This is a genomic window from Pararhodobacter zhoushanensis (genome assembly GCF_025949695.1).
GTDB lineage: Bacteria > Pseudomonadota > Alphaproteobacteria > Rhodobacterales > Rhodobacteraceae > Pararhodobacter > Pararhodobacter zhoushanensis_A.
The window spans coordinates 1,028,329-1,054,248 of the sequence record NZ_JAPDFL010000001.1 but is presented as its reverse complement, the minus strand read 5'-3'; the positions used below and the strand labels follow the sequence as shown (position 1 = coordinate 1,054,248).

Genomic DNA, 25,920 nt, shown 5'->3' with positions numbered 1-25,920 from the left:
ATGAGCGGCGCGCGCCTGCCCTTCGCCTTTGCTCGCGACAATCAGGTCGCGCTGGACGAGGCCACGCTGCTCACCGGGCCCGAGGTCACGATGAACGGGTTGCGCGCCGCCCGCCGCGCGGCGGGTCAGGCGGTCGAGCCTGAGATGCACGATGGCGAAGGGTTCCTGTCGCGCCTCTCGCGCCTCTATGACACCGGCAGCGATGAGGGCGGCGAGGTTGCTTTTGACCTCGAAGACTCCCCCAGCGTGGCCTGTCCCGCGACATTCTGGAAGACCCCGAAGACGCGCCGGTGATCCGGCTGGTCAACCAGATGCTGCGGCAGGCGGTGCGCGGCTCGGCGTCCGACCTGCATCTGGAACCGCATGAGGACGGGTTGCGCGCCCGCATGCGCATCGACGGCACCATGCAATCGGTCTTTGACCGCCGCGACGTGCCCGCCAAGCGCGTGGTTTCGCGGCTCAAGGTCATGGCCGGGCTGGATATCGCCGAGACGCGCCTGCCGCAGGACGGGCGCATCGCGCTGCGGCTGGGCGGGCGGGCCATCGACGTGCGTCTGTCCACCCTGCCCGGCCATCACGGCGAGCGGGTGGTGATGCGCCTTCTGGACCGCTCGGGCGGGCTGATGGCGCTGGACCGGCTGGGCCTGTCAGCGGTGAATGCCGAGCGGCTGAACCGGTTGGCCGCGCTGCCCAACGGCATCATTCTGGCCACCGGGCCGACCGGCTCGGGCAAGACGACCACGCTCTATTCCCTGCTGCGACTGGCCGACCGGCGCGAACGCACGATCCTGACCGTGGAAGATCCGGTTGAATACGATCTGCCCGGCATCAGCCAGACCCCGGTGAACCCCGAAATCGGGCTGACCTTCGCGCGCGGCCTGCGCTCGATCCTGCGGCAAGACCCCGATGTGATCCTGGTGGGCGAAATCCGCGATACCGAAACCGCGCAGACCGCCAGCGAGGCGGCGCTGACCGGGCATCTGGTGTTCTCGTCCCTGCACGCCAACACCGCACTGGCCGCCGTGGTGCGCCTGCGCGAGCTGGGGGTCGAGGGGTATCTGATCGCCGCCACCCTGCGCGGCGTTGTCGCGCAACGGCTGGTGCGGCGGCTGTGCCCGGACTGTGCGCGCAAGGCCGGGCCCACGGCGCAAGAGGCAGCGCAGTTCGCCGCGCATGGCGTGCCGCTGCCTGAGATGATCGGCCACGCAGCGGGCTGCGAGAAATGCGATGACACTGGCTTCACCGGGCGGGTCGGTATTTTCGATATCCTCGAAATAGACGAAACCCTGCGCGCCGCGATTGACAGCGACGCCTCGGAAGTCACCCTGCGCGAGGCCGCCGGGCCACGCCCCACACTGATGGCCTCGGCGCTGATGCTGGTGGCCGAGGGCGCGACCTCGCTGGCCGAGGTCCGGCGCGTGCTGGGTGAATCGCCGTGAAAACCTTCGCCTATACCGCCTATACGCCGGACGGCAAACGCAAGCGCGGCGTGGTGGTGGCCGAGGATGAAAGCGACGCCTCGCTGCGGGTGGTCGAGCTGGGCCTGATGCCCGCGACGCTGGACGCGCAGGCGGGCACCCCCACCAAAGCGCGCAAACGCGAGCGGCGCATCGACCGCGATCTGCTCAGCGTCTTCACCCGGCAGATGGCAGTCCTGCTGGGCGCTGGCCTGTCGGCTGACGCCGCGCTTGAGGCCGTGCAGGGGGCCGCCGGGGCGGCACGGATCGAACGGCTGGCCGCCGAAGCCCGCGCCGGGTTGCTGCAGGGCGATTCGATGGCCGACGCGCTGACCCGTGCGGGTGGGGCGCTGCCCGCGTGGTACGCGGCGGCGGTGCGGGCGGGCGAGCAATCGGGCGATCTGGCGGTGGTGTTCAACACGCTGGCCGAGCATCTGGAAACCAGCGCCGGCGACCGCGCGGCGATCACCTCGGCCCTGGTTTACCCCGCCTTTGTCACCGTCGTCGCCATCGTCGTCTGCGCGATCCTGATGACCACCGTCGCGCCCGAGATCATCGCCATGTTCGAGGAATCAGGCCGCCCCCTGCCGCCCTTGACCGTCACCGTGATGGGCATCGTCGATGCCATCCGCGATCACTGGCTGGCGCTTCTGGCGCTGTTGGGGCTGGTGATTGCGGCGATCATCGCTGTCAACCGCACCCCCAGCCTGCGCGATCGCCGCGACACCCTGTTGCTGCGCCTGCCGCTGATCGGTCGCTTCCTGCGCATGGCGGCGGCGGCGCAGTATCTGCGCACGCTGGCCGTGGTGATCAACTCGCGCCTGCCGCTGACCGAGGCGCTGCGCTTTTCCGCCGGCGTGCTGGACATCACCCGCTACCGCGCCGTGGCCGAGGAAGCGGGCGAAGCGCTCAAGCGCGGCGAAAGCCTTTCACAGGCGCTGGCCCGCCTGCCCTTCCTCAACCCTGTCGCGCGGCAACTGGTGCAGGCGGGCGAGGCCTCGGCCCGGCTGGGCCCGATGACCGAACGCGCGGCGGTGCTGGCGGAAAGCTGGCTCAGGACCGAACGCAAGCGCGTCTCGGTGATCATCGAGCCTGCATCGATGGTGATCGTCGGCGGCATGGTGCTGACCATCGTGCTGGCCATCCTGCTGCCGATCTTTGACATGCAGGCGCTGGTCACCGGCTGACCAGCCGCCAGCCGTCTTCCCAGATCAGCGTGACCGGCCCGGCAGGATCACTGCCCCGCGCCTGCCCCTCAAGCTGGCCGTCGCGCAGCGTGCCGTCCAGTCCGACCAGCATCTCGCCGCCCTCAAGCGCCAGATCCCCCGCGCCTGCGTCCAGAAAGCGCAGCGGCACGATCCCGGTGATCTGCGTGATGCGCAGCGCTGTCCCTTCCGGCTCGGCCCGGCCCTGCGCCTGCCAGTCGGGGCCAGTCAGGGTGACGTCAAACCCGCTCCACCCGCTCAAGCGCCAGTGCAGCGCCGCGCCGTTCAGCGTGCCCCGGCCTTCGGTGAACCCCGCGTCCTCCGCGACCCCGTCAACCCACGCAGGCAGGCTCAGCCCGGTCATCCGCAGATGCGCCAGCGAGCCGCCAAACAGCACAGCGACGCACAATCCCAGCCAGAGGCCAAGGAAGATGGCAAACCCACGGATCATCGCAGCGGCTCCAGTTGCAGCTCTGCATCAACCTCGCCAGGCGCGGATCGTTCCACCTGCAGCGCGTTGACGCGGTAGCCCGCGCCGTCCTCGATCCCGTCCAGCCAGCCCATCAAGTCGCCGAACGGCACCGCGTCCAGCGTCAGGGCCACGCGCCCGTTGGGGCCGTTGGCGAGCAGGGTCACCGCATCGCGCAAGCGCGCGTCGATCAGGCGCAGCTCGATCCCGCCAAGGCCCACCGGGGCCGGGCGCTCTGTGGGGGCGGGGCACCGGGACGCGGCAGCGCTGCGATCTCCCCCTGACGCGCGGCGTACCAGTCGCGCACCGCTTGCGCGGCGGTCAGATCCGCGCGGGCAGCGGCGCGGGCGTCGATCAGCGGCAGGGCGACCAGCGCGACAAAGGCCACCGGCAGCGCACCCAGCGCCAGAAGCGCCAGCAACACCCGTTCACGCGGGCTGCGCAGGGCCAGAACGCGGGCAAGCGCAGCGATCATGGCGCGACCTCCAGCGACAGGGTCGCGGCGACGCCGCCGTCGGGGTCGATGCCCGAGCGGGTGGTGCGCGCGGTGACACCGACCTCGGCCAGCGCGCCCGCCAGCGCGTCGAGCGCGCGGAAATCGGGGACGCGCAGCGCGGCGCTCAACCCGTCAATCCCCAGCGATACCGACTGCACCTCGCCCCCGGCCAGCACCGGCGCGGCGGCGCGCAGCAGGTCCAGCGGGCCGGTGGGCGCGGCGACGGGAGCCGTAGCGGCGCGGCGGCGCTCGATCTCGCGGGTGACCTGCACCTGCAGGTCAAGGATCGGCCCCGACGGCAGCACATCCCGGCGCACGGCGGCCAGCGTCTCGGCCTGCACGGCCACGGCCAGCGCGCGGTCGTTGCGGATCGCCAGCGCCTGCGCCCCGGCCCAGCCCAAAGCGCCCAGCAGCACCAGAACCGCAGGCCACATCAGCCTGCGCAACCGCGCCTCGACCCCCACGGCGTCGGCGCGGGGATCGCGGGCGAAATCGACGGATTCTTCGCTATTTTCCAGCACCACCGGTTTCATCGCAGCCGGCAGATCCCCTGCCGCGCGCGCCAGCGTCACCCCGTCGAACAGTGTGGCATAGGCCGCGCCCGCCTCGCCCGTCAGCAACACCGCGCCCGGTGCCGCGCTGGTCGCGCGGGCCTCGGACAGTGCCAAGGTCAGCATGCGCAGCGCCAGCGGATGCTCGGCGCTAAACCCGTCGCCGACGCCCAGCCGGGCCGTCACGCCATCGCGGTCCGCCTGCACGGACCACAGTCCCGGCGCGGTGGGCAAGGCGAGGTAATCGGGCACCAGCCCCCGGCAGCGCGGCGCGGCTGAGCCCAGTGCCGCGCGCCAGCGCAATACCGCCGCGCGTTCGGCCACCGCGACGCGGGTCCAGTCATCGGCCCCGGCCAGCCGCGCCGGGCGCACCTCGAGCCCCGCGCCCAGCCGGTCCTGCGCCTGTCGCCGCGCGACATCCTCGCGCGCGGCGCCCTTCAGCGCAGCGGGCAGGCTCAGCGTGATCAGGGGCGCATCGGCACCGGGCACCAAGGCGATGAACGGCCCGGAGGGTGGCGCATCCTCGCCCAGACGCCAGGTCGCGGGCGGGGCGGCTCGGCGGCGGCGGGAGGGGGCGACAGGGGGCATCAGGGCAACTCGGGCAACGACATCAACACGGCGCTGTCACCCTCAGGCCCGCCCGTGTCAATTACAACAGACCGGCGCAGGGCAAGGGTGTCAAGCCGCGCCTCGATACGCGCCTCGAAGTAGCGCGAGGTCGTCCCAAGCGGCAACGCATCGAAGGCTGCGGCCACCGCGTCCCCCAAACGCTGCGCGATCCAGGTGTTCAGCGTGGCGATCTCGTCGACCGGTTCGCGCTGTACCTGCCGCAGGATCGTGTCACGGGTCAGGCCGGGCAGATCCGGGGTCAGCGCGGCGAATACCGCGTCGGACATCGTGTTGATGTTCAGCGCCGTCGCGCGCGGCAAGGCGGTGAGGAAGGGCAGCAACGCGTCCCAGTCATCGCGCGCGTCGCCCACGACCCCGCGCAGGAACAGGGGAGCAGATAGCGGTTCCGCGTCTTCCCGGCTGTCGATCGCGGCCAGAATGTCAGCAATCGCATCGTCGGACAGGCCCTGCCCTTCGGCCAATGTCCGAAATGCGGCATGCCAGCGCCCGTCCTCATCGGCCTTTAGCAGATTGAGGTTGAAGCGGCCTGACAGATCGGTGATCTCCCACGCCAAAAGCCCGCGATCAATCTCGATCCCCTCGCGCGGTCGCGCCCAGTCCTGACGGCGGTTCACCGGACCGTCGGGCAAGCGGGTGCGCAGCAGGGAAACCGCGCTGCCGATGTAGAGCGTCGCCTGCTCGGCCCCCTGCCGCCAGTCCAGCCGCTCGCGCGCGCGTTCGGCCCGCAGCATCAGCGCGGTCGCAACGGCGGCAAGGGCCGCGACGATCAGCAGCGCCTGAATCAGTGCCATACCGCGCGGGTGCTGCCTCATCGCACGACCACCACGTCCAGCGCACCCCAGCGCGCGGTCTCGATGGTCAGGCGCAGGCCGGGGGGCAGGCCGGTGCCTTCGCCTTCGCGTCCGATCTGCACCACGCTGAGCGCGCGCACCCCGTCCAGCATCTGCCGCGCCGCACCGCCCTGCATGCCCCGGACCAGAGCGCCGCCTTCCACGCGCCAAAAGATCACCGCGACGCCGATCCCGTCATCGCCCGGCACCTCGGCCAACCCGCCACGCGCCAGTGTGATGCGGTTGTCCCCCAGCGCCAGCCCCAGCTCGGTTTCCTCCAGCGTTGCGGGCAGTGGCACCACCGCCTCGAAATCCTGCCGCAGCAGTGACAGCGTGCGGATCACCGCAACCGCCTGCGCATCCGTCCGTGTCAGGATCTCGCGCTGAAAGAACACGCCGCTCAGCGCCTGCACGCCCATGATCGACACGACGGCCAGAATCGCCATCGCCACCAGCAGCTCGATCAGGGTAAACCCGCGCCGCATCAGCGCGCCTGCCGGGGCACGGCGACAACATAGCGCGCACCGGGGCGACCGTCGGCACTGACCACGATCGTCACTTCCATCAACCCGGCGCTGGTGCTGGTGACCTGCTGGTCCACGTCCCACACGGTGCCGCCCATCGTTTCGCGCGGGGGCAAGTCCTGCGCCGCCGCACCGCCCAGCAGCCGCACCATCGCCGCACGGTTCAGCGCCACTTCGCTGGCAAAGGCCCGGTCCAGCTGCCCGCCGATACCCCGCTGCGCGCTGTCAAAGCTGCGATAGGCCGCCACCGTCCCGATGGCGAGAATCGCCACGGCCACCGCCAGTTCGATCAGCGTGAACCCCTTTACGGCGCGGCGCATTGCAGGGCCTCCGCGTTTGCAGCCGAGCAGGTGCGCCGCGTGGTGCCGCTCGACAGCGCCACCGTAAACGGCGTGCTGCGTCCGTCCGCGGCAAAGCGGATCGGTGGCGCGTCCTGCGCGCGCGGCGCGGTGAGGCCGGGCAGATAGGGCCGCCCGTCGATCTGCCAACTGACCGAGGCCCCGCGCAGCACCAGCGGCGCGCCGATCCTCACCCAAGTGCCCGCGCTGTCCAACTTGGCCAACACCCAGCCATCGGCGCGCGGATAGATCCCCGTTACCGTCCGTCCCAGCAAAGCCGCGTCACGCGCGCGCTCAATGCCCTGCTCCAACCGCGCGGCGTCCGACACGCCCGAGGGGCGCGCGAAGACGCCACCGGCGCTCAGCCCGGTGCCGACGGCCAGAATGGCGATGAGGGTGATGACGACCAGCAGCTCGATCAGCGTGAACCCTGACGCTGACCGCCGCCGTCTATTCGGCCTGCCAGCTGGTGAGATCCGCATCGGCGCCACTGCCTCCGCTGCGCCCGTCGGCGCCATAGCTGACGATGTCAAACGGCCCGTGAACACCGGGCGAGAGGTAGAGATACGCGCGGCCCCAGGGATCATCCGGCACCCGATCAAGATAGCCGCCGTCCGACCAGTTGGCCGGAACCGGGGCCGAGGTCGGGCGGGTGACCAGCGCGGCCAGCCCCTGATCCGAGGTCGGATAGCTGCCCGAATCCAGCCGGTAGAGGTTCAGCGCCGAGCTGATCGCTGCAATATCGGCCTGTGCGCGCGCCGCGCGGGCTTGATCGGGGCGGTCGATGACGCGCGGCACGATGACCACGGCCAGCAGCGCCAGAATGACCACGACAACCATCAGTTCAATCAATGTCAGACCGGCATCGCGGCGCAACGCCTTTCGGTTCTTGACCTTGCCCCGCCCCTTGATAGCGTCCGTCGCCATGCCCAACCCCTGCCTGCTTACACGCACTTCGCCGCAGACTAGCCCCGCGTCGCGCGCATCACAACCGCGACGCCGCTCCCAAGGCGTTGGAAACGCGGCATGAGCATCATGGTCCTTCTGGCCCTGCTGGGCGCGGCGATGGGCTCTTTCGCGGCGCTGGCCGCCGAGCGCCTGTTGCGGGGTGAGCCGCTGGCGCTGGCCCGGTCGCGCTGCGTGGCGTGCAACACGACGCTGCGGGCGCGGGATCTGGTGCCGCTGCTGTCCTATCCGCTGTTGCGCGGGCGCTGCGGCCACTGCAATGCGCGCATCCCGCCGGTGCTGTGGCAGGCCGAACTCACCGGGCTGGTGATGGGCGCGGCGGCGGCCTGGGTCGCGCCGGACCCGGCACGCGCGCTGCTGCTGGCGGCGTGGATGTGGTCGCTGCTGGCGCTGGCGCTGGCCGATCTGCGCCGCTTTCGCCTGCCCGAGCCACTGATGGCGCTGACCGCAGCCCTTGGCCTGGCGCTGGCGCTGGTCGGGGATGGCACCGGCTGGCCCGACCTCAGCGAGCGGCTGACCACCGCGCTGTGGGGGGCTGCGCTGGGGGGCGGGGCGTTCTGGCTGGTCCGCACGCTGTACAACTGGCGCACGGGACGCGAGGGGATGGGGCTGGGCGACGTGCTCCTGATCGCCGCCCTTGGTCTGGCACTGGGACCGGTGCGCCTGCCGCTGGTGGTGCTCTTCGCCGCCGGAACCGCCCTGACGCTGGCCCTGCTGCGCGCCCGCCGCAAGGGGCGCAGCCTGCGACGGCTGGGGCGCCTGCCGTTCGGGGCGGCTTTGGCGCTGGCGGGTGCGCTGGTGGCGGTGCTGCCCAGCGCCTACTGACCGCCCGATTACTGACCGGGCGCGAGCCGCGAGCGCAGCACTTCGCCGCGTTCCTCAAGGATCGGCACGGCCACGGACACCAGCAGCGAGTTGATCTCTTTGAGCGCGCGCAGCGCCTCAAGATGCCAGTGGCTGGTGGCAAGGCTCTCGGGGTTGCCCGCGCTCAACCGGGCCAGATGCGCCTGATGGCTGTCGCGTTCCAGCGCCCGCATCACTTCCTTCTCGCGCATCAACCGACGCGCCGCGTCGGGATCGCCCGAGATCAGCACATTCATCGCCAGCTGCAGGTTCACCATCACCCGCGTGTGCATCGCCAGCAGCTCTTCCATGCCGACCTGCGAGAACTGCCGTCCGCTCGCCACTTTCTTTTGCGCCAGCGGTGCAAGCGTCTTGGCGACGATATCGCCCGCGTGCTCCAGATTGATCGCAAGGCCAGTCAGTTGCAGCGACTCGCGCGCCTCGGCGGGGTCGAGACCGCCTTCACCGAGCGCCGCAAGGAACAGTTTGATGTCGGCGTGGCGGCGGTTCATCTCGTCGTCCAGCATCGTCGCGGTGGCGATGATCTCGGGCGTCGGGGTTCTCAACATCTCGGGCGCAGGGCGCAGCATTTCCTCCAGCGCGGCCCCCATCAGCAACAATTCCCGCTTGGCCGAGGCCAGCGCCAGCTGCGGCAGCGCCAGCGTCGCGCGGTCCAGTGCGGATTTGCGGCGCTGGCCGGGCTGGATCGGTTCAGGCAAGACCGGCGCGACAAGCGCGGCCAGCGTGATCGCCGGGGCGATCAGCGGCAGGGCGAAGATGACAACCACGGCGTTGAACAACAGATGCCCGTTGACGATGCGCACCGCTTCACCTTGGCCCAGCCACGCCGGCAGCTCGACACCCGTCACCGCGACCACCGCCAGCAACGCCAGCGCCGCCGCGCCCCGCAGCAGTAGGTTGCCCAAGGGGATACGCCGCGCGACCGGCACCATCCCGCGCGTCAGCCAGACGGCGATCAGCGCGCCGCCGGTATTCGCGCCCAGCAGCATCGGCAGCGCCGCCGCCATCGGCAGCGCCCCGCTTTGCGCCAGTGCCGCCAGCAAGAGCACCATCGCGACCGAGGAATGCACTGCCCAGGCCAGCAGCATCGCCAGCACGAAAGCGGTCAGCGGGTCACGGCCCAGATACTCCATCGCTACCGGCAGAGCGGCGGAATCGCGCAGGGGTTCGGTCGCCTGACTGATCATCTGCAGTGACAGCAGCACAAAGCCGATGCCCAGAATGATCCGGCCATATTGCTTGGCGCGGCGGGTCTCGATCTTCAGAAACAGCACGCAGCCGGTCAGGATCAGCACCGGCACCAGCGCCTTCAGGTCCAGCGCCAGCAACCGCACCACCAGCGCCGAGCCCAGATCCGCGCCCAAGAGCGCCGCCAGACCCGTCGCCACGCCGATCACGCCGCTGGCCGCAAAGCCTGCCGCCAGCACGCCCACCGCCGTCGCGCTCTGCAACAGCATCGCCAGCACGCCGCCCGCCGCCGCAGCCCCGATGCGGCTGCCCGCCGCGCCCTGCAGCCGGTCACGCAGCGCCGCGCCATGCGCGCGCTCGATTCCGGTGCGCACCATGCGCACGGCGTAAAGCAGCAGCATGACCGCCGCGGCCAGATTGATGAGGATCAGAATCGGATGCATTGCCCGCCCTTTACCGCGCCCGCCGGAACAGCTGCGCGCGGGCGTACAGCGATTCCATACGCTGCAAGCGTTCCGAGGTCTTGTCCCAACTGCGGTTCTGCACACCGGCCAGCAGGGCCTCGGTCAGCATGACCAGCGAGGTGATCGAGATCCCACGCACTGGGCGCTTCGATGTGACAGGGCAGGATGTGCTGGGCATGCGCCGCCGCCGGCGACACCCAGCGGTCGGTGATCAGCACCACGACCGCCCCCTGCGCCCGCGCCATTTCGACGATATGCAGCACGCTGGTCTCATAGCGGCGGATGTCGAAGGCGACGAGGACGTCGCCTTCGCGCATATCCAGCAGCGCGGGGGGCCACGAGTTGGGCAGGTTTGACCACAGGGTCACCTCACCCCGCGTGACGCGCAGCGTGGTGGCGAAGTATTCGGCGACCGGATGGGTCAGCCGCCCGCCCAGCATCGAAATCCGGCGCGAGGGGTCGGCGAGCAATTCGGTCACAGCATCGAACCCGGCGTGGTCGATCTGGCCCAGCGTGGCGCCAAGGTTCTCGATCACCTTGGCCGCGAAAGCGTCGAGCACATGGTCAGGATCGGCATTCTCGGCCCGCGCCCATTTCTCGCGCTTGGCGATGGGCGAGGCGAGCTTTTCGCCGACTTCCTCGCGCAGCTGCGCCTGAAAATCGGGATAGCCGGTATAGCCCAGCTTTTGCACCAGCCGCACCACGGTCGGCCCTGACACGCCAGCGCCCCGCGCCACGGAAGCCACCGATCCCAGCACCGCCACCGGATAATTGCCCAGCATATGCGCGGCCAATTGGCGTTCAGCCCGCGTCAGATCGGGCATCGCTGCGCGCAGGCGGGCTTCGGGGGTGTCCGGGGACTCAGGTGTTGGTGCGTCGCTCATCGTCTTGCCACTACTATGCACAGAAAACAGCCTAGCGCCGTTTGTTCGATTTGTAACAGAAATTCCACACCCGAAAAGAACTTGACATATTCGGGGCCGATGGCCGAGGCTTGAGCCATTCGCGACCGGAGATTTCGTCGATGTCTCAGCCCGCCCAGCGCGCCGCCAACAGCCAAGCCTTGTCCCTACCGCGTTTCGACGGGGTGGTCGAGCAGTGGCGCGCCGATGGCACGCCGGGCGTGGGGGAAACCCCGGCGGGTGTGGTGCTTATCTGCGAACACGCGTCAAACACCCTGCCCGTGGATTACCCCGAACTGGGCGGCGATCTGGGGCTGGATGCCGACACCCGCGCCTCGCATGCCGCCTATGACATCGGCGCGCTGGGGCTGGCGCGGGGGCTGGCCGCGCGGCTGGCACGGGTGGCGGGGGGCGCGGTGCTGGTGCATGCGCCGCTGTCGCGGCTGGCCTATGACCTGAACCGCGCGCCCGATCATCTGGCCGCGATGCCGCCGAAATCCGAACTGCATCTGGTGCCCGGCAACCAAAACCTCACCCCTGCCGACCGCGTGGCGCGCACGCAGGCGATCTGCCAGCCGTTCCACGCCACGGTGGCGTCCGAGATTGCGCAGCTGGTCGCGCGCGGCCGCCGTCCGGCGCTGATCGCGGTTCATTCCTTCACGCCGGTCTACTTCGGTCAGACCCGCGACGTCGAATTTGGCGTGATCCATGACGATGACACCACGCTTACCATGGCGGTGATGATGGCGGCCAAAGACTGCGGTCTGGATACCCGCCTGAACGAGCCCTATTCTGCCGCTGGCGACGTGACCCACACCATCCGCCTGCATGCGGTGCCGATGCGCCTGTCCAACACCATGCTGGAAATCCGCAACGACCTGATCACCGACGCCCCGGCGCAGGACGCCATGGCCGAGCGGCTGGCCCCGGTGCTGGCAGTGGCGCTGCGCGAAACGGGGGCGGTGTGATGCCCGGCATCTTCGTCGCTTACGTGCGCTGGGTCGAGCGGTTCAACTGGCTGCTGGGCCGCGTCGCGATGTATTCGCTGCTGGCGTTGATGGGTGTCTTGCTGTGGGGCGCCGTGGCGCGCGCCGCAGGCGCGCCACCGATCTGGACCGACGAAATGGCCCAGTTCATCCTGATGGGCTATTTCATGATCGGCGGGGCCTATGCGTTGCAGCTCGGGTCCGCCGTGCGCATGGACCTGCTTTATTCACGCTGGTCCGACAAGACCCGCGCGCTGGTCGATGTGCTGACCATCGGCACGCTGCTGTTCTATCTGGGCATCCTGCTGTGGGGCGGTTGGGAAAGCCTGCAATACGCGGTGGAATACGGTGAACGGCGGCGCGGCTTGTGGCGGCCTTATATGGCGCCGATCAAGATCATCATGGTCTTGGGTATCCTGATGATGCTGTTGCAATGCACCGCTTTTCTGATCCGTGACATCGCGCGCCTGCGCGGCAAGGAGATCTGATGCCCACGGAATTGATTGCCGCGCTGATGTTCGGCACGCTCTTGATGCTGATGCTTACCGGTCAGCGCATGTTCGGCGTGATCGGCTTTGTCGCCGTGGTGGCGGCGCTGTTTCTATGGGGCGACCGGGGCGGGCATGACATCGCCTTTGCGCAGGCCTTCAAGCTGATGAACTGGTTCCCGCTGATCACGCTGCCGATGTTCATCTTCATGGGCTATGTGCTGTCGGAAAGCCGTCTGGCCGATGATCTCTACCGCATGTTCCACGTCTGGTTCGGCCCGGTGCCGGGCGGGCTGGCAATTGGCACGATCGTGCTGATGGTGCTGATCTCGGCGATGAACGGGCTGTCGGTCGCAGGCATGGCAATCGGCGCGACGATTGCGCTGCCGGAACTGCTGAAACGACGATACGACAAACGCATGGTCACCGGGGTGATTCAGGCGGGCTCATCCCTTGGCATCCTGATCCCGCCCTCGGTCGTGATGGTGCTTTATGCGATGATCGCGCGGCAGCCGGTGGCGCAGCTGTGGCTGGCGGGCATTCTGCCGGGGCTGCTGATGGCGGGGCTGTTCATCGCCTATATCTGGATCCGCTGCCGGATCAATCCGGCGCTGGGTCCGGCGCTGAGTGAAGAAGAACGCGCCAGCATCACCAAGGCCGAGAAATACCGCCTGCTGATGGCGGGCGCGCTGCCGCTGGGCATCTTCTTTGTCATGATGGTGCCCTTTGTGATGGGCTACACGCGGCTGGTGGAAAGCTCGGTCATCGGGGCGCTGGCGGCGTTCGCGGCGTCGGTCCTGAAGGGCCGGATGAACCGCAAGGTGTTCGAGACCTGCCTGCTGCAGACCCTGTCGATCAGCTGCATGTTCCTGTGGATCATTCTGGCCGCGCTGGCCTTTGGTGCGATCTTCGACGGGCTGCGCGCGGTGGATTTCGTGCGCGAGCTGTTCCTGACCGATCTGGGCCTGAACCGCTGGGAAGTGCTGATCCTGATGCAGCTCAGCTTCATCCTCATGGGCACGTTTCTGGATGACACGGCGATGCTGGTCATCGTGGCACCGCTCTATGTGCCCATCGTGCGGATGCTGGAATTCGATCTGGTGTGGTACGGTGTGCTTTACACCATCACCTGCCAGATCGCCTATATGACGCCGCCCTTCGGCTACAACCTGTTCCTGATGCGCGCCATGGCACCCAATGAGGTGTCCCTGGCCGATATTTACCGCTCGATTGTGCCGTTCGTTGCGGTGATGATCCTCGGGCTGGCGCTGATCATGGCCTTTCCGCAGATCGCGCTGTGGCTGCCGCAGACCCTGTATTCCCGCTGATACCAAGAGGCCTCAAGGCCCCCACCCCAAGTCCAACAGAATGGAGATCTGACCATGACGACAACCAGACGGAAGTTCCTGACCACCAGCGCGCTTGGCGGCGCTGCGGCGCTGGCCGCTCCTGCTGTTCAGGCGCAATCGACGATCCGTTGGCGCATGCAAACCTATGCCGGCTCGGCGCTGGGTGAGTTTGTGGTGAAACCGGCGGTCGATCTGTTCAACAGCCTTGCCGGCGACGCAATGCAGATCGACCTGTATTACGCCGACCAGCTGGTGCCGACGGGCGAGCTGTTTCAGGCGATGCAGCGCGGTACGATCGACTGCGTGCAGTCGGATGATGACAGCATGGCCTCGCCGACCGAAGTGACGGTGTTCGGTGGTTATTTCCCCTTTGCCAGCCGCTATTCGCTGGACGTGCCCGCGCTGTTCAACGACTGGGGCCTGAAAGCGATCTGGGAAAGCGAATACGAGAAGGTCGGCGTCAAGCATATCTCGGCCGGGTCGTGGGATCCGTGCCACTTCATCACCAATGACCCGATCACCTCATTGGCGGATCTGGCGGGCAAGCGGGTGTTCACCTTCCCGACCGCCGGGCGCTTCCTGAGCCAGTATGACGTGGTGCCGGTCAACGTGCCCTATGAGGACGTGCAGATCGCGCTGCAAACCGGCGAGATCGACGGTGTTGCGTGGTGCGGGGCGACCGAGGCCTATACCGTCGGCTGGGCGGATGCGGCCAACTACTTCCTGACCAACAACATCTCGGGCGCGTGGATCGGGCATTTCTTTGCCAACATGGAGCGCTGGAACGAGCTGTCGCCGCATCTGCAGTCGCTGCTGGCGACCTGCTTCGAGCAGTCGCATTACCACCGCCAGCACTGGTATTGGGCCGGCGAGGCGCGCTACCGGACCGAAGGCGGCAAGCTGGAGCTGACCTCGATCCCCGATGCGGAATGGGCCGGGGTGGAAACCGCCGCGCGGACGTTCTGGGACGAGATCGGCGCCGAGTCCGAGGTCAAGGCGCAGGTGGTGCAGATCTTCAAGGACTACAACGCCGCGATGGACCGCGCCGGGCGGCCGTACCGCTATTCGTGACCGGGAAAGCCGGGGGCTGCGCGCCCCCGGACCCCCTCGCCAGAGGGGGAGCACGCTCCCCCTCTGGACACCCCCCGTGGATATTTGAAGACAGATGATGGGGCCGACGCCCTGCTGGCCGAGATGAGGATGTGATGCGCGGACTTCTGACGTTGGAGACCCTGGCCAAGGCTTTCGAGGCGGGCGAGATTGACACGGTGGTGGTTGCCGCCGTGGACATGCAGGGCCGCCTGATGGGCAAGCGCTTCCACGCCGCGCATTTCCTTGAGCATGGCTGGGAAGAGACCCATTGCTGCAACTATCTGCTGACCGTGGACATGGAGATGACCACCGTCCCCGGCTATGCCACGGCCAGCTGGGCGCAGGGCTATGGCGATTATGTCATGAAGCCGGATCTTGCCACGCTGCGCGTTGTGCCGTGGCTGGACGGCACGGCGCTGGTACTGTGCGATCTGCTGGATCACGCCACGCACAAACCCGTGCCGCAATCGCCGCGCGCGATCCTGAAGCGGCAGATCGAGCGCGCCAAAGCCATGGGTTTTGACGCGATGATGGCGACCGAGCTGGAGTTCTATGTCTTTGAGAACAGCTACGAGGCGCTGCGCGACAAGGGCACGCGCGATCTGCAGCCGATTTCCAGCTATAACGAGGATTACCACATCTTCCAGACGTCCAAGGAAGAGCCGCTGATGCGCGCCCTGCGCAACGGGCTTTATGGGGCGGGCATCGAGGTGGAATGCACCAAGGGCGAGGCGGATGCCGGGCAGGCCGAGGTCAACGTGCGCTACAGCGATGCGCTGACCACTGCCGATCAGCACAGCCTGATCAAGACCGCCACCAAGGAAATCGCCCACGCTCAGGCCAAGTCGGTCACCTTCATGGCCAAGTACGACAGTGACAAGGCCGGCAGTTCCAGCCATGTGCACCAGTCGCTCTGGGGCGCGGACGGCTCGGCGGCCTTTGCCGATGCTGACGACGCCCATGGCATGTCGGCACTGATGAAGCAGTTTCTGGCCGGTCAACTGGCCCATGCGCGCGAGATCACGCTGTTCCTTGCGCCCTATGTGAACAGCTACAAACGCTTCACCGTCGGCCTGTTTGCGCCCACGAAAGCCGTCTGGTCCCCCGACAACCGCACCGCCGGTTTCCGCGTCTGCGGCGAGAAGACCAAGGGCGTGCGGGTGGAATGCCGGATCGGCGGGGCGGATCTGAACCCCTATACCGCCTGCGCGGCGCTGCTGGCGGCGGGCCTCGACGGGATCGAGCAGAACCTCGAGCTGGAACCGGCGCTGAGCGGCGATATGTACGGTGCCAAGGACGTGCGCGAGATACCCAAGACGCTGCGCGAAGCGGCGGATCTTGCCGAGAACTCGGACTGGCTGCGCGGCGCTCTTGGCGCCGAGGTCGTCGAGCACTATGTGCACGCCGCGCGCTGGGAGATCGCCGAAACCGACCGCGTGGTGACCGACTGGGAGCTCAAGCGCGGGCTGGAGCGGGCGTAACCTTACCGGCCCGCCACAAGGGCCGAACTCTTTTCAACGACCCGGGCGGCGCGCGGACCAAGGCCCCGCCGGGAACCCTGCAGGTGTGACATGACCAAGACCATCCAATGCATCTCGCCCGTCGACGGGCGGGTTTATGCCGAGCGCCCGGCCCTGCCGCTGGCCGAAGCGCAAGCCGCCGTTTCCCGCGCCAAGACCGCGCAAAAAGCCTGGGCCGCGCGCCCGCTGGCCGAGCGGATCGCCCTCGTCCAGGCGGGGATCGCCGCGCTCAACCAGACCAGCGCTCAGGCTGTCGAGGAACTGGCCTGGCAGATGGGCCGCCCCACGCGCTATGGCGGCGAATTTGGCGGGGTGAACGAGCGGGCCGCGTATATGGCCTCGATCGCCGAAGCGACGCTGGCACCCAAGATCGTTGAGGAGTCCGAGCGGTTCCACCGCGCGCTGGCGCGCGAAGCGGTCGGCGTGGTCTTTGTCATCGCGCCGTGGAACTACCCGTACCTGACGGCGATCAACACCATCGTTCCCGCGCTGATCGCGGGCAATGCGGTGATGCTGAAACACGCCTCGCAAACGCTGGTCGTGGGCGAGCGTCTGGCCGAAGCCTTCGCCGCCGGTGGCCTGCCCGAGGGCGTATTCCAGAACGTCACGCTGGACCACGCGACGACCGAGGCGCTGATCGGCGCGCGCAGCTTTGGCTTTGTGAACTTCACCGGCTCGGTCGGCGGCGGCGCGGCGATTGAGCGCGCGGCGGCAGGCACCTTTACCGGCACCGGGCTGGAGCTGGGCGGCAAGGATCCGGGCTATGTGCGCGCCGATGCCGATCTGGACGCGGCGGTCGACAGCCTGATGGACGGCGCGATGTTCAACGCGGGGCAGTGCTGCTGCGGGATCGAGCGGATCTATGTGCACGCATCGCTTTATGACGCCTTTGTCGAAAAGGCGGTTGCGTGGGTCTCGGCGCTGAAACTGGGCAACCCGTTCGACGCCGACACCACCATCGGCCCGATGGCGAATGTTCGCTTTGCGCGCACGGTGCGCGAGCAGGTGGCCGAGGCTGTGGCGGCAGGGGCGACCCCGCTGATCGACCCCGCGCTGTTCCCTGCCGACGATGGTGGCGCCTATCTGGCCCCGCAGATTCTGGTGAACGTGGACCATTCCATGCGCGTGATGCGCGAGGAAAGCTTTGGCCCGGTGGTGGGGATCATGAAGGTCTCGGGCGATGCCGAAGCCATCCAACTGATGAACGACTCGCCCTATGGCCTGACCGCCTCGATCTGGACGCAGGACGCCGATGCGGCAGCAGAGATCGGCGCGCAGATCGAGACCGGCACGATCTTCATGAACCGCTGCGATTACCTCGACCCGGCGCTGTGCTGGACCGGGTGCAAGGACACCGGGCGCGGTGCGGGCCTGTCCGAGCTGGGCTATTACGCGGTCACACGGCCGAAATCCTACCATCTCAAGAAGGTGACGAAATGAGCGTTCCCACCATGAACTGGTCCTACCCGACCGCGATAAAATTCGGCGTGGGACGGATCAATGAACTGGCCGATCACTGCAAGGCCGTGGGCCTGAAAGCGCCGCTGCTGGTGACCGACAAGGCGCTGGCCTCGCTGCCGATCACCGCGCAGGCGCTGGATGTGCTGGAAGCCGCCGGGCTGGGACGCGGCGTGTTTTCCGACGTCGATGCCAACCCGACCGAGGCCAACATGGCCGCCGGGATCGCGGTGTATAAGGCGGGCGGGCATGACGGGGTGCTCTGTTTCGGCGGCGGCTCGGCGCTGGATCTGGGCAAGATGATCGCGCTGATGGCGGGCCAGCGCGGCGATCTCAGCGTCTGGGATCTGGAGGATATCGGCGACTGGTGGACCCGCGCCGATGCCAGCGCCATCGCGCCGATCATCGCGGTGCCGACGACAGCAGGAACGGGGTCCGAGGTCGGGCGCGCAGGGGTGCTGACCAATGCGGTGACGCATAAGAAGAAGATCATCTTCCACCCCAAACTGATGCCGGCGGTGACGATCTGCGACCCGGCGCTGACCGTGGGCATGCCGCGCTTCATCACCGCCGGGACCGGCATGGACGCGCTGGCGCATTGTCTTGAGGCCTATTGCTCGCCCTTCTACCATCCGATGAGTCAGGGCATCGCGCTGGAAGGCATGCGGCTGGTGTTCGAGAACCTGCCACGCGTCTACGCCAACCCGACCGACCTTGAGGCGCGGGCGCATATGATGTCCGCGGCAGCGATGGGCGCGGTGGCGTTCCAGAAGGGGCTGGGCGCGATTCACTCGCTCAGCCACCCGATCGGCGCGGTCTACAACACCCACCACGGCACGACGAACGCGGTGGTGATGCCGATGGTGCTCGACTTCAACCGTCCCGCAATTGAAGACCGCCTGCCCCGCGCGGCGGCTTATCTGGGCATCGACGGCGGGTTCGACGGATTCCGCGCGGCGGTGATGGACCTGCGTGAAACGCTGGCCATCCCGCAAACGCTGACCGCGCTGGGGGTGAGCGATCCTGACCTCGACACGCTGACGGCCATGGCGCTGGAAGACCCGTCCTGCGGCGGCAACCCGATCGAGATGACGGCAGAGAACACCCGCGCGCTGTTCGAAAGCTGTCTCTGAGGGAAAAGGAAACAGAGAGGGGGCCTCGCCCCCTCTTGGCCTGACGGCCAATTCACCCCCCAGGATATTTAAGGACAGATGATAAGGTTTCGTTAACCACGCCTCATCATCTGTCTGAAAATATCCACGGGGGGATCTTCAAGGGGGCGCGTGCGTCCCCCTTGAACGGGGCGCGGGGCTGGCCCCGCGCGGCGCGAGGGCCCTCGATGGGCCCGAGCGCCGCTCCTACCGGCGAGATTCGCGCAGCCATCCGCCCAGCACGAAGCCCACCCCCAGCAACAGCCAGGCCCAGGCGGGCAACAGCGGCGTCAGGCGCAGGTCAGTGGTGACGTAGGCACCGCGCGGCGTCACGCCCAACCAACCCCGTCCGTAAGCCTGTCTCCCGGCGTCGATCAGGCGCAGCGCGGGCAGACCGGCGGCGATCACAGCGGTGCCGCCGCGCGTTGCATCCAGCAGGGGGGCGAGGGGTGTCCCACCTGCCACCACACGTTCATATTCACGCGGGTTTGCCGTGCCCAGGACGGCCACCGTCTCCTGTTCCCCCGAGCGCAGGCGGTAGAGCCCCGGCTCCGCGCCCTGCCAGTCGGCGGTGAACCGCCCCGGCGCCGTCTCGACCAGCGGCACCTCGACCGTGCTGTCATCCGGCCCGGTGATCGTCACGCCATGCGGCCCGTCGTCCAGCGAGCGGCGGGTGATGCGCAGCCCCTGCCCGTCGGCCTCCGCCACCAAAGCCTCTTCTTCCAGATCCGGCTCGCGCATCATCCAGTGCGCCAGCCGCCGCAGCAGTTCGGCCTGCGGTCCGCCGCCCTCGAATCCGCGATCCCACAGCCACGCCTGATCCGAGGCGAGGATCGCCACGCGCCCTTCGCCCGCGTGATCGAGGATCAGCAGCGGCCGCTCATCGACCCCCTGCATCACCACCGCGCCGCCGCGCGGCGTCAGATCGATCTGGCGCAGCCAGCGGCCCCAGCTGGGCGCATCGCTGCCCGCGCGCGGCGGGTAGTCCGCGTCCAGCCCTGCCGTCACCGGGTGGCGCTGGCCCATCTCGCTCAGATGCGGCGTAAACGGCTGCTCGAACACCCGCGCTGTCGGTTCGCCCGGAAGGATGCGGCCCAGCGGCGAGTGATAGATGCTCTCGGCGCTGGCCAGCTCCGTTCCCCCGACAACCAGCAGCGCGCCGCCCTCGCTGACATAGCGCCGGATGTTCTCGAAATACGAGCTGGGCAGGATGCCGCGCCGCCGGTAGCGATCAAAGATGATCAGGTCGAATTCGTCGATCTTCTCGACGAACAGCTCGCGCGTCGGGAAGGCGATCAGCGACAGCTCATTCACCGGCACGCCGTCCTGACGGTCTGGCGGGCGCAGGATGGTGAAATGCACCAGATCGACCGAGGGGTCCGACTTCAGCAGGTTGCGCCAGGTCCGCTGCCCGGTATGCGGCTCGCCCGACACCAGCAAAACGCGCAACCGGTCGCGGATGCCGTTGATCTGCACCACGGCCGCATTGTTGCGGTCGGTCAGCTCGCCGTCCTGCGGTTCCAGCACAAAGCGCAGCACGTTCAGCCCGCCGCGATCCAGCGTCAGGTCCAGCCCCATATCCTCGCCCACCGGGGCGGTGGCATAGCGCAGATCCTCGCCGTTCAGGGCAAAGCCCACCTGCACCGGGCGGTCGCTCAGGGCTTCGGGGACGTTGCCCTCATCCTCGATCCGCAGGGTCAGGCGCATTGTTTCGCCAAGGATGCCATAAGCCGGGGCGTTGCGCACGATCAGGCGGCGGTCCCAGTCCTGCGCCTCGCCGGTCTGCACCAGATGCACAGGGGCGGGCGGCGGGGTCGTCGCTGCGTCATGCGCCAGACCGTCGGACACCACGAATACGCCCGCCAGCCGGTCGCGCGGCAGGTCGGCCAGTGCTGCATCCAGCGCGGTGTTCAGGGTCGAGCCGCCGTTGTCGGGCGCATCCGCGACCGAGACCACGCGTTCCTCGATCCCCAGCCGTGCCAGTTCAGCCGACAGCTGTGTCACCGCCGCCTCGCTCTGCGCCTGCCGGTCGCTCAGCCGGTTCGAGCCGGTCTCGTCGCGCAGCACCAGCGCGATGTCGCTCAGCGCTTGCCGGTCCTCGTTCTGCAGTGACGGATTGGCCAGCGCCGTCAGGATCAGCGCAAAGCCCAATGCCCGGAACGCCCAGCCAGCCAGCCCGCGCCAGAGGGACAGCGCGGTAACCAGCAGCGCCGCCGCGCCCAGACCGGCGATCACCGGCCAGATCAGCAGCGGGTCAAAGACCACCTCGGCACCCATCATTGGCCCAGCCTTTCCAGCAATGCGGGCACATGCACCTGATCGGATTTGTAATTCCCCGACAGCACATGCATCACCAGATTGACCCCGAACCGGATCGCCATTTCGCGCTGCCGCTCGCCGGTCGAGCCGCGGCCCACCGGCAGCAGTGGCATCCCGCGTTCGTCCACCGCCCAGGCCGAGGCCCAATCGTTCGAGCCAAACACCACCGGCGTCACCCCGTCATTCAGGTTGCGAAACGGCATGCCTTCGGCGCGTTGGGCATCCGGCGGCGCGGCCTCGACCCAGACGGTGCCGCCCTGATAGCGGCCGGGATAATCGCCCAGCAGATAGAAGGTGCGGGTCAGCACATGGTCCACCGGCAGCGGTTCCAGCGGGGGAATATCCAGCCCGGCGGTGATCTGCTGCAGGCGGCGTCCGGCGCTGGTGGTGCCGCCTGACAGCCGCGCGGCTTCAGCATCGCGTGTGTCGAACAGGATCATCCCGCCCGAGCGCAGATAGCGGTTCAGCCGGGCATTGGCATCCGGGGACGGCAGCGGGCTGTCAGGTGTCACCGGCCAGTAAAGGAACGGAAAGACCGACAGCTCGTCCTGCTCGATGTCGACGGACATTGCCGACGCAGGCTCGACAGAAGACCGCAGGAACAACGCGTTCGACAAGCCGCGCAAGCCTGCCAGCGCGACCTCATCCACCTGTGCATCGCCCGAGGACACGGCCCCCAGCACCACCGATTCCGTCGCCTCCAGAATGCGCGGATCAATGTCTTGCGCCTGTGCGCGCGGCACCGCAGCGCCCAGCGCCAGCAGCACCAGTGCCGCGCGCAGCAGCCGCCCGCCCAGCGCCAGCGTGGCCAGCGCGTCGGCCATCAGCACGGCGGCGGCCAGCGCGAAGAGATAGCCTGCAAGCGGCACCTCGGGCCGTTCGACGCCGGTTTCCAGATTGGTGCCCAGCGGCCATTGTGCCGGGGTCAGCGGGGTTTGCGCGTCGGTCGCGTTCACCGCCAGCCGCAGCGCCGTCCCGGCGTACAGGCCCGGCGGCAGGTTCGGCCCCGGTTGCGCGGTTCCGGCCAGCACGGGGGCGAGTTCCTCGCCCGTGACCGCCGCCCGGTCGCCAGCGTCAGACAGCAGCCCGAACCCGTCCATCACGTCCTCAGGCTGCCAATGCGTCCCGGCCAGGTCCGCCGCCTCGGGCGCGCCGCCCTGGGTGCTGACGGCCAGCCGTTCCAGCATCGACACAAACAGCCCCGACAGCGGCAGATTCGACCATTCGGCATTCGCGGTGACGTGGAACAGCACCACCTGCCCCGCGCCGATCGCGCGGCGGGTCACCAGCGGGGTGCCATCGGCAAGGGCAGCAATCGTGCGCTCGGACAGGTCCGGCCCCGGCTGCGCCAGAACCTGCGCGCGGATGCCGACATCGGCGGGCACGGGCAGCCCGGCGAAGGGCGAAGTGTCCGGGAAGGGTGCCAAGGATCGCGGGTCGCCCCAGCTCATCGCCCCACCCACGGTGCGGCCCCCGGCGCGCAAGGGCACGGGCAAGAGCGGGTCATCGGCCTGCCCCGGCGCGCCCAGCAGCGCGTTCGCGCCCGCCCCGGCCATGCGCGGCCCGGCAAAGCGCAAGAGCAAGCCGCCCCCGTCAACCCACGCGGTCAGGTCGTCGGTTTCGGTCTGCGACAGGCTGGGCATATCGGCCAGCACCAGCACATCCGGCCCGGCCAGCAGCAGATCGTCCAGACTGGCGCTTTCGACCAGATCCGAGGTCGGCATCAGCGCCTCGCGCAGATAGTGCAGCGGCGAGAGCAAGGCGAGCGATTCATTCCCCTCGCGCACGGTCAGCAGCGCGACCTTGCGGCGGCGCAGGCTGTCGTCGCTCAGGCTGACCGCGCCCGCCCCGCGCGCGGCTTCGATCTGGAACCGGGTGATGCGGTTGCGCAGCTCGGGCGGCAGGGTGAAGCTGGCCTCGGCACTGAGCGCATCCGCCGCGAAGCCCAGCGGCGCGCGGGCCAGATCGCGCTCGGCCCCCGCCGGATCGCGGCCAATCGCCAGCAGGGTCAGCGCCTGTTCGGGCCCGCCGCTGCGGCGCGCGGTGACCGTCACCGCCTCACCGTCGAACGTGGCAGGGGCCAGCGCCAGAACCGGGGTTGCAGGCTCGAACACCTGCACCGGGCCGTGGTCCTCAAGCGCCGCCAACAGCGCTGCACGACCATCTCGGGCCAGACCGTCGGAAATCCACAGCGTCTCAACCGCCTCAGGCAGCGCCGCCGGCCAATCGGGCAGCGCAGCGCCGGGGGTCCAGGGGCGCGGTGCCAGTCCCGGCAGGCGCTCACGCCAGAACTCGCCCGCGCGGAATTCGATCTCACCGACCGGCGGATCGGTCAGTGTGACCACCGCCACCGGACGCCCGGCGCGTTGGGCGGCGTCCAGCGCCTGCCCCGCGCGCTCCATCCGGCGCGGCCAGTCGCGGGCAGAAGCCCAGCTGCCATCCAGCACCACCAACAACGGCCCCTGCCCCGGCAACGCGCGCGAGGGGTTCAGCACCGGCCCCGCCAGCGCCAGTATCAGCGCCGCCAGCGCCGCCACACGCAGCAAGAGCAACCACCACGGCGTGCGCTGGCTTTCCGGGTCACGCTCGCGCAGCCCAAGCAGCAGCGCGATGCCGGGAAAGCGGCGGCGCACCGGCGCGGGGGGCACGGCGCGCAGCAGCCACCACAGGATCGGCAGTGCCAGCAGCGCCCAGAGCAACACGGGCGCGGTAAAGCCAAGGGCCGAGAACAGGCTCATTTCTGCCCCCCGCCCAGCGCCTGATAGAGCCACAACAGCCCCTCAGCCGCTGACCTGTCGGTGTGCAGCGTCGTGGCGTGCCAGCCCGACTGCCGCGCCATCGCTGCCAGCCGGTCTTTGCGCGCGGCCAGTTTGTCGCGGTATTGCGCGCGCAGATCGCTGGCGCGCAGGGTCTCGAAACTCATATGGCCTGACATGCTTTCGAACCGGGTGCGGCCATCATAGGGAAACGCTTCTTCCACCGGGTCGAGCACCTGCACCAGAATGCCGCGCATGCTGCGCGCGGCGGCCAGCGCCAGCGCGCTCTCGATGGGGGCAAGCTCGCCCAGAAAATCGGAAAACAGCACCACATGCCCGCCGGTCGGCGCGGCATGCAGGTCGATCGCGCCATGCTCGCCGGCAACGCCCGGCTCTTCGGCCAGCGCGACCGCCAGCCGGTTGGCCTGCGCGCGCCCGGCGCGGGGGGTCATGTCGGCCTCGGCCAGCCCCACCCGTTCGCCGCCGCGCAAAAGGACCAGCGCCAGCGCCATGGCCAGCAGGCGGGCGCGGTAGGATTTGGTCTCGCGCGCCTTGTCGCCGGTGAAGGTCATCGCGGCACCGCCGTCGACCCACAGGCTCACTGGCCGTGCCGCCTGCCATTCGCTTTCACGCAGATACAGATCATCGCCCCGGCCCGAGCGTCGCCAGTCGATGCGCGACGCCTCATCGCCCGGGCCAATCGGGCGGAATTGCCAGAACTCGGACCCCGGGCCAGAGCGCCTGCGCCCATGCGCGCCGGGCAGCACGCTGGCGGTCAGATGTTCGGCGCTGACCAGCAGCGCGGGCAATGCGCCCGACAGCGCCTCACCGGCGCGGCGCAGACCTGCACTGCCGCCAGAGGCGCTGCTTTGGCTCACGCCGCCGCCTCGAACGTGCCGGTCACGCGGCCCGCCACCCGGTCGATCACGCCGCCCAGCGTCTCGCCCCGCGCGCGCGCCGCAAAGCTCAGCGCCATGCGGTGAATGAGCACCGGACGCGCCAGCGCCGCGACATCCTCGGCCGAGGGGGCCAGCCGCCCCTGCAACAGCGCCCGCGCGCGCACCGCCAGCATCAGCGCCTGCGCGGCGCGCGGGCCGGGGCCCCAGGCCAACGAGTCGCCCAGACTGGGGTCGGCATCCGGCGTGCCGGGACGGCAGGCGCGCACCAGCTCCAGAATCGTCGCCACAACACTTTCACCCACCGGCATCCGGCGGATCAGCGTTTGGGCGGCCAGCAGATCGGCGGGCGAGAAGACCTCATGCACCACGCCCTCTTCGGTGCCCGTGGTGGCCAGCAGGATCGCGCGTTCGGTGGCCAGATCGGGATAATCGACGTCGATCTGCACCAGAAAACGGTCAAGCTGCGCCTCGGGCAGCGGATAGGTGCCCTCTTGCTCGATGGGGTTTTGCGTGGCCAGAACGTGGAACGGCAGGCCCAGCTTGCGGTGCTGACCGGCGATGGTCACCTCACGCTCCTGCATCGCCTGCAACAGCGCCGATTGCGTGCGCGGGCTGGCGCGGTTGATCTCGTCGGCCATGAGCAGCTGGCAGAACACCGGCCCCTCGATGAACCGAAAGGCGCGGCGGCCATCGGCGTCGGTGTCCAGCACTTCCGAGCCCAGAATATCCGACGGCATCAGGTCGGGCGTGAACTGGATGCGGTTGGATTGCAGCCCCATCACCGTCGCCAGCGTGTCGACCAGCCGCGTCTTGCCCAGCCCCGGCAGGCCGACCAACAGCGCATGACCGCCCGACAACAGCGCCATCAGCGACAGGTCCACCACCGTCTCCTGACCGATAAACCGGGGCGCAATGGCGGCGCGGGCCTGTTGAAGCCGGGCGCCAAGCGCCTCGATCGCGGGGACCAACGTGTCGCTCATGGGCGCATTTCCTCCGGGCGTGATCAGTGTTCGCCCGG

At 68.7% G+C, this 25,920-nt stretch carries 26 protein-coding genes; 11 read left to right on the top strand and 15 right to left on the bottom strand.

The window, feature by feature from the left end:
* The 3 genes from OKW52_RS05190 to OKW52_RS05180 are packed head-to-tail and all read left to right on the top strand — an operon-like array spanning window position 1 to window position 2,644.
* Entirely contained in the window at window positions 1–294 is a 294-nt protein-coding gene (locus OKW52_RS05190) for a hypothetical protein (RefSeq protein ID WP_264504764.1), read from the top strand.
* The gene (locus tag OKW52_RS05185; RefSeq protein WP_264504763.1) at window positions 291–1,439 is read left to right on the top strand and encodes a GspE/PulE family protein; all 1,149 of its coding nucleotides are present in this window, start codon (window positions 291–293) and stop codon (window positions 1,437–1,439) included. Before OKW52_RS05190 ends, OKW52_RS05185 begins: the two co-directional genes overlap by 4 nt.
* A complete protein-coding gene (locus OKW52_RS05180; RefSeq protein ID WP_264504762.1) occupies window positions 1,436–2,644 on the top strand; it encodes a type II secretion system F family protein in 1,209 nt (402 codons plus the stop codon). The genes OKW52_RS05185 and OKW52_RS05180 overlap by 4 nt, the downstream gene beginning before the upstream one ends.
* Here the strand turns inward: OKW52_RS05180 and OKW52_RS05175 are convergent.
* The 9 genes from OKW52_RS05175 to gspG are packed head-to-tail and all read right to left on the bottom strand — an operon-like array spanning window position 2,634 to window position 7,427.
* Window positions 2,634–3,113 carry a hypothetical protein gene (locus OKW52_RS05175; protein ID WP_264504761.1) on the bottom strand — a complete coding sequence of 160 codons (480 nt, stop codon included), beginning with the start codon at window positions 3,111–3,113 and terminating at the stop codon, window positions 2,634–2,636. The genes OKW52_RS05180 and OKW52_RS05175 overlap by 11 nt on opposite strands.
* Window positions 3,110–3,352, bottom strand: a complete 243-nt coding sequence (locus tag OKW52_RS05170; RefSeq protein WP_264504760.1) for a type II secretion system protein M — start codon at window positions 3,350–3,352, stop codon at window positions 3,110–3,112. Before OKW52_RS05170 ends, OKW52_RS05175 begins: the two co-directional genes overlap by 4 nt.
* Entirely contained in the window at window positions 3,322–3,606 is a 285-nt protein-coding gene (locus OKW52_RS05165) for a type II secretion system protein GspM (RefSeq protein WP_264504759.1), read from the bottom strand. The genes OKW52_RS05170 and OKW52_RS05165 overlap by 31 nt, the downstream gene beginning before the upstream one ends.
* Window positions 3,603–4,766, bottom strand: coding sequence for a type II secretion system protein L (locus OKW52_RS05160; protein ID WP_264504758.1), 1,164 nt, complete (start codon window positions 4,764–4,766; stop codon window positions 3,603–3,605). The genes OKW52_RS05165 and OKW52_RS05160 overlap by 4 nt, the downstream gene beginning before the upstream one ends.
* Complete coding sequence (locus OKW52_RS05155) at window positions 4,766–5,599, bottom strand: type II secretion system minor pseudopilin (RefSeq protein ID WP_264504757.1); 834 nt, start codon at window positions 5,597–5,599, stop codon at window positions 4,766–4,768. The genes OKW52_RS05160 and OKW52_RS05155 overlap by 1 nt, the downstream gene beginning before the upstream one ends.
* Window positions 5,600–5,616: 17 nt before the next feature.
* Window positions 5,617–6,123 carry a PulJ/GspJ family protein gene (locus OKW52_RS05150; RefSeq protein ID WP_264504756.1) on the bottom strand — a complete coding sequence of 169 codons (507 nt, stop codon included), beginning with the start codon at window positions 6,121–6,123 and terminating at the stop codon, window positions 5,617–5,619.
* Complete coding sequence (locus tag OKW52_RS05145) at window positions 6,123–6,482, bottom strand: prepilin-type N-terminal cleavage/methylation domain-containing protein (protein WP_264504755.1); 360 nt, start codon at window positions 6,480–6,482, stop codon at window positions 6,123–6,125. Before OKW52_RS05145 ends, OKW52_RS05150 begins: the two co-directional genes overlap by 1 nt.
* Window positions 6,467–6,982, bottom strand: coding sequence for a GspH/FimT family pseudopilin (locus tag OKW52_RS05140; protein ID WP_264504754.1), 516 nt, complete (start codon window positions 6,980–6,982; stop codon window positions 6,467–6,469). The genes OKW52_RS05145 and OKW52_RS05140 overlap by 16 nt, the downstream gene beginning before the upstream one ends.
* The gene (gene gspG, locus OKW52_RS05135) at window positions 6,951–7,427 is read right to left on the bottom strand and encodes a type II secretion system major pseudopilin GspG (RefSeq protein WP_264504753.1); all 477 of its coding nucleotides are present in this window, start codon (window positions 7,425–7,427) and stop codon (window positions 6,951–6,953) included. Before gspG ends, OKW52_RS05140 begins: the two co-directional genes overlap by 32 nt.
* A 99-nt stretch (window positions 7,428–7,526) precedes the next feature.
* Between gspG and OKW52_RS05130 the strand changes: the two genes are divergently transcribed.
* Window positions 7,527–8,291: a prepilin peptidase gene (locus OKW52_RS05130; RefSeq protein WP_264504752.1), complete on the top strand. Its 765-nt coding sequence runs from the start codon at window positions 7,527–7,529 to the stop codon at window positions 8,289–8,291.
* Between the two features lie 8 nt (window positions 8,292–8,299).
* Here OKW52_RS05130 and OKW52_RS05125 read toward each other — a convergent pair whose 3' ends face one another.
* Together OKW52_RS05125 and OKW52_RS05120 are read right to left on the bottom strand one after the other, a co-directional pair.
* Complete coding sequence (locus OKW52_RS05125; protein WP_264504751.1) at window positions 8,300–9,961, bottom strand: Na/Pi cotransporter family protein; 1,662 nt, start codon at window positions 9,959–9,961, stop codon at window positions 8,300–8,302.
* On the bottom strand, window positions 9,946–10,866 hold the full coding sequence (locus tag OKW52_RS05120) for a MurR/RpiR family transcriptional regulator (RefSeq protein ID WP_264504750.1): 921 nt from the start codon (window positions 10,864–10,866) through the stop codon (window positions 9,946–9,948). Before OKW52_RS05120 ends, OKW52_RS05125 begins: the two co-directional genes overlap by 16 nt.
* A 140-nt stretch (window positions 10,867–11,006) precedes the next feature.
* On the opposite strand from OKW52_RS05120, the gene OKW52_RS05115 reads away from it, so the two are divergent.
* From OKW52_RS05115 to OKW52_RS05085, 7 genes are all read left to right on the top strand, one after another.
* The gene (locus OKW52_RS05115; RefSeq protein ID WP_264504749.1) at window positions 11,007–11,852 is read left to right on the top strand and encodes an N-formylglutamate amidohydrolase; all 846 of its coding nucleotides are present in this window, start codon (window positions 11,007–11,009) and stop codon (window positions 11,850–11,852) included.
* A complete protein-coding gene (locus OKW52_RS05110) occupies window positions 11,852–12,358 on the top strand; it encodes a TRAP transporter small permease subunit (RefSeq protein WP_264504748.1) in 507 nt (168 codons plus the stop codon). Before OKW52_RS05115 ends, OKW52_RS05110 begins: the two co-directional genes overlap by 1 nt.
* Window positions 12,358–13,686, top strand: coding sequence for a TRAP transporter large permease (locus OKW52_RS05105; protein ID WP_264504747.1), 1,329 nt, complete (start codon window positions 12,358–12,360; stop codon window positions 13,684–13,686). The genes OKW52_RS05110 and OKW52_RS05105 overlap by 1 nt, the downstream gene beginning before the upstream one ends.
* Before the next feature lie 54 nt (window positions 13,687–13,740).
* Window positions 13,741–14,778: a TRAP transporter substrate-binding protein DctP gene (gene dctP, locus OKW52_RS05100; RefSeq protein WP_264504746.1), complete on the top strand. Its 1,038-nt coding sequence runs from the start codon at window positions 13,741–13,743 to the stop codon at window positions 14,776–14,778.
* A 134-nt stretch (window positions 14,779–14,912) separates the two neighbouring features.
* Window positions 14,913–16,280, top strand: a complete 1,368-nt coding sequence (locus OKW52_RS05095; protein ID WP_264504745.1) for a glutamine synthetase family protein — start codon at window positions 14,913–14,915, stop codon at window positions 16,278–16,280.
* 90 nt (window positions 16,281–16,370) lie between these two features.
* Complete coding sequence (locus OKW52_RS05090; protein WP_264504744.1) at window positions 16,371–17,759, top strand: aldehyde dehydrogenase family protein; 1,389 nt, start codon at window positions 16,371–16,373, stop codon at window positions 17,757–17,759.
* Entirely contained in the window at window positions 17,756–18,910 is a 1,155-nt protein-coding gene (locus OKW52_RS05085) for an iron-containing alcohol dehydrogenase (RefSeq protein ID WP_264504743.1), read from the top strand. The genes OKW52_RS05090 and OKW52_RS05085 overlap by 4 nt, the downstream gene beginning before the upstream one ends.
* Window positions 18,911–19,135: 225 nt before the next feature.
* Here OKW52_RS05085 and OKW52_RS05080 read toward each other — a convergent pair whose 3' ends face one another.
* Genes OKW52_RS05080 through OKW52_RS05065 form a run of 4 tightly spaced genes read right to left on the bottom strand, consistent with a single transcriptional unit; the run spans window position 19,136 to window position 25,882 of the window.
* Window positions 19,136–21,205, bottom strand: a complete 2,070-nt coding sequence (locus tag OKW52_RS05080) for a hypothetical protein (RefSeq protein WP_264507660.1) — start codon at window positions 21,203–21,205, stop codon at window positions 19,136–19,138.
* The gene (locus OKW52_RS05075) at window positions 21,205–23,985 is read right to left on the bottom strand and encodes a DUF4159 domain-containing protein (RefSeq protein ID WP_264504742.1); all 2,781 of its coding nucleotides are present in this window, start codon (window positions 23,983–23,985) and stop codon (window positions 21,205–21,207) included. Before OKW52_RS05075 ends, OKW52_RS05080 begins: the two co-directional genes overlap by 1 nt.
* On the bottom strand, window positions 23,982–24,881 hold the full coding sequence (locus OKW52_RS05070; protein WP_264504741.1) for a DUF58 domain-containing protein: 900 nt from the start codon (window positions 24,879–24,881) through the stop codon (window positions 23,982–23,984). The genes OKW52_RS05075 and OKW52_RS05070 overlap by 4 nt, the downstream gene beginning before the upstream one ends.
* A complete protein-coding gene (locus OKW52_RS05065) occupies window positions 24,878–25,882 on the bottom strand; it encodes an AAA family ATPase (protein ID WP_127105298.1) in 1,005 nt (334 codons plus the stop codon). The genes OKW52_RS05070 and OKW52_RS05065 overlap by 4 nt, the downstream gene beginning before the upstream one ends.
* Between the last annotated feature and the right edge of the window lie 38 nt (window positions 25,883–25,920).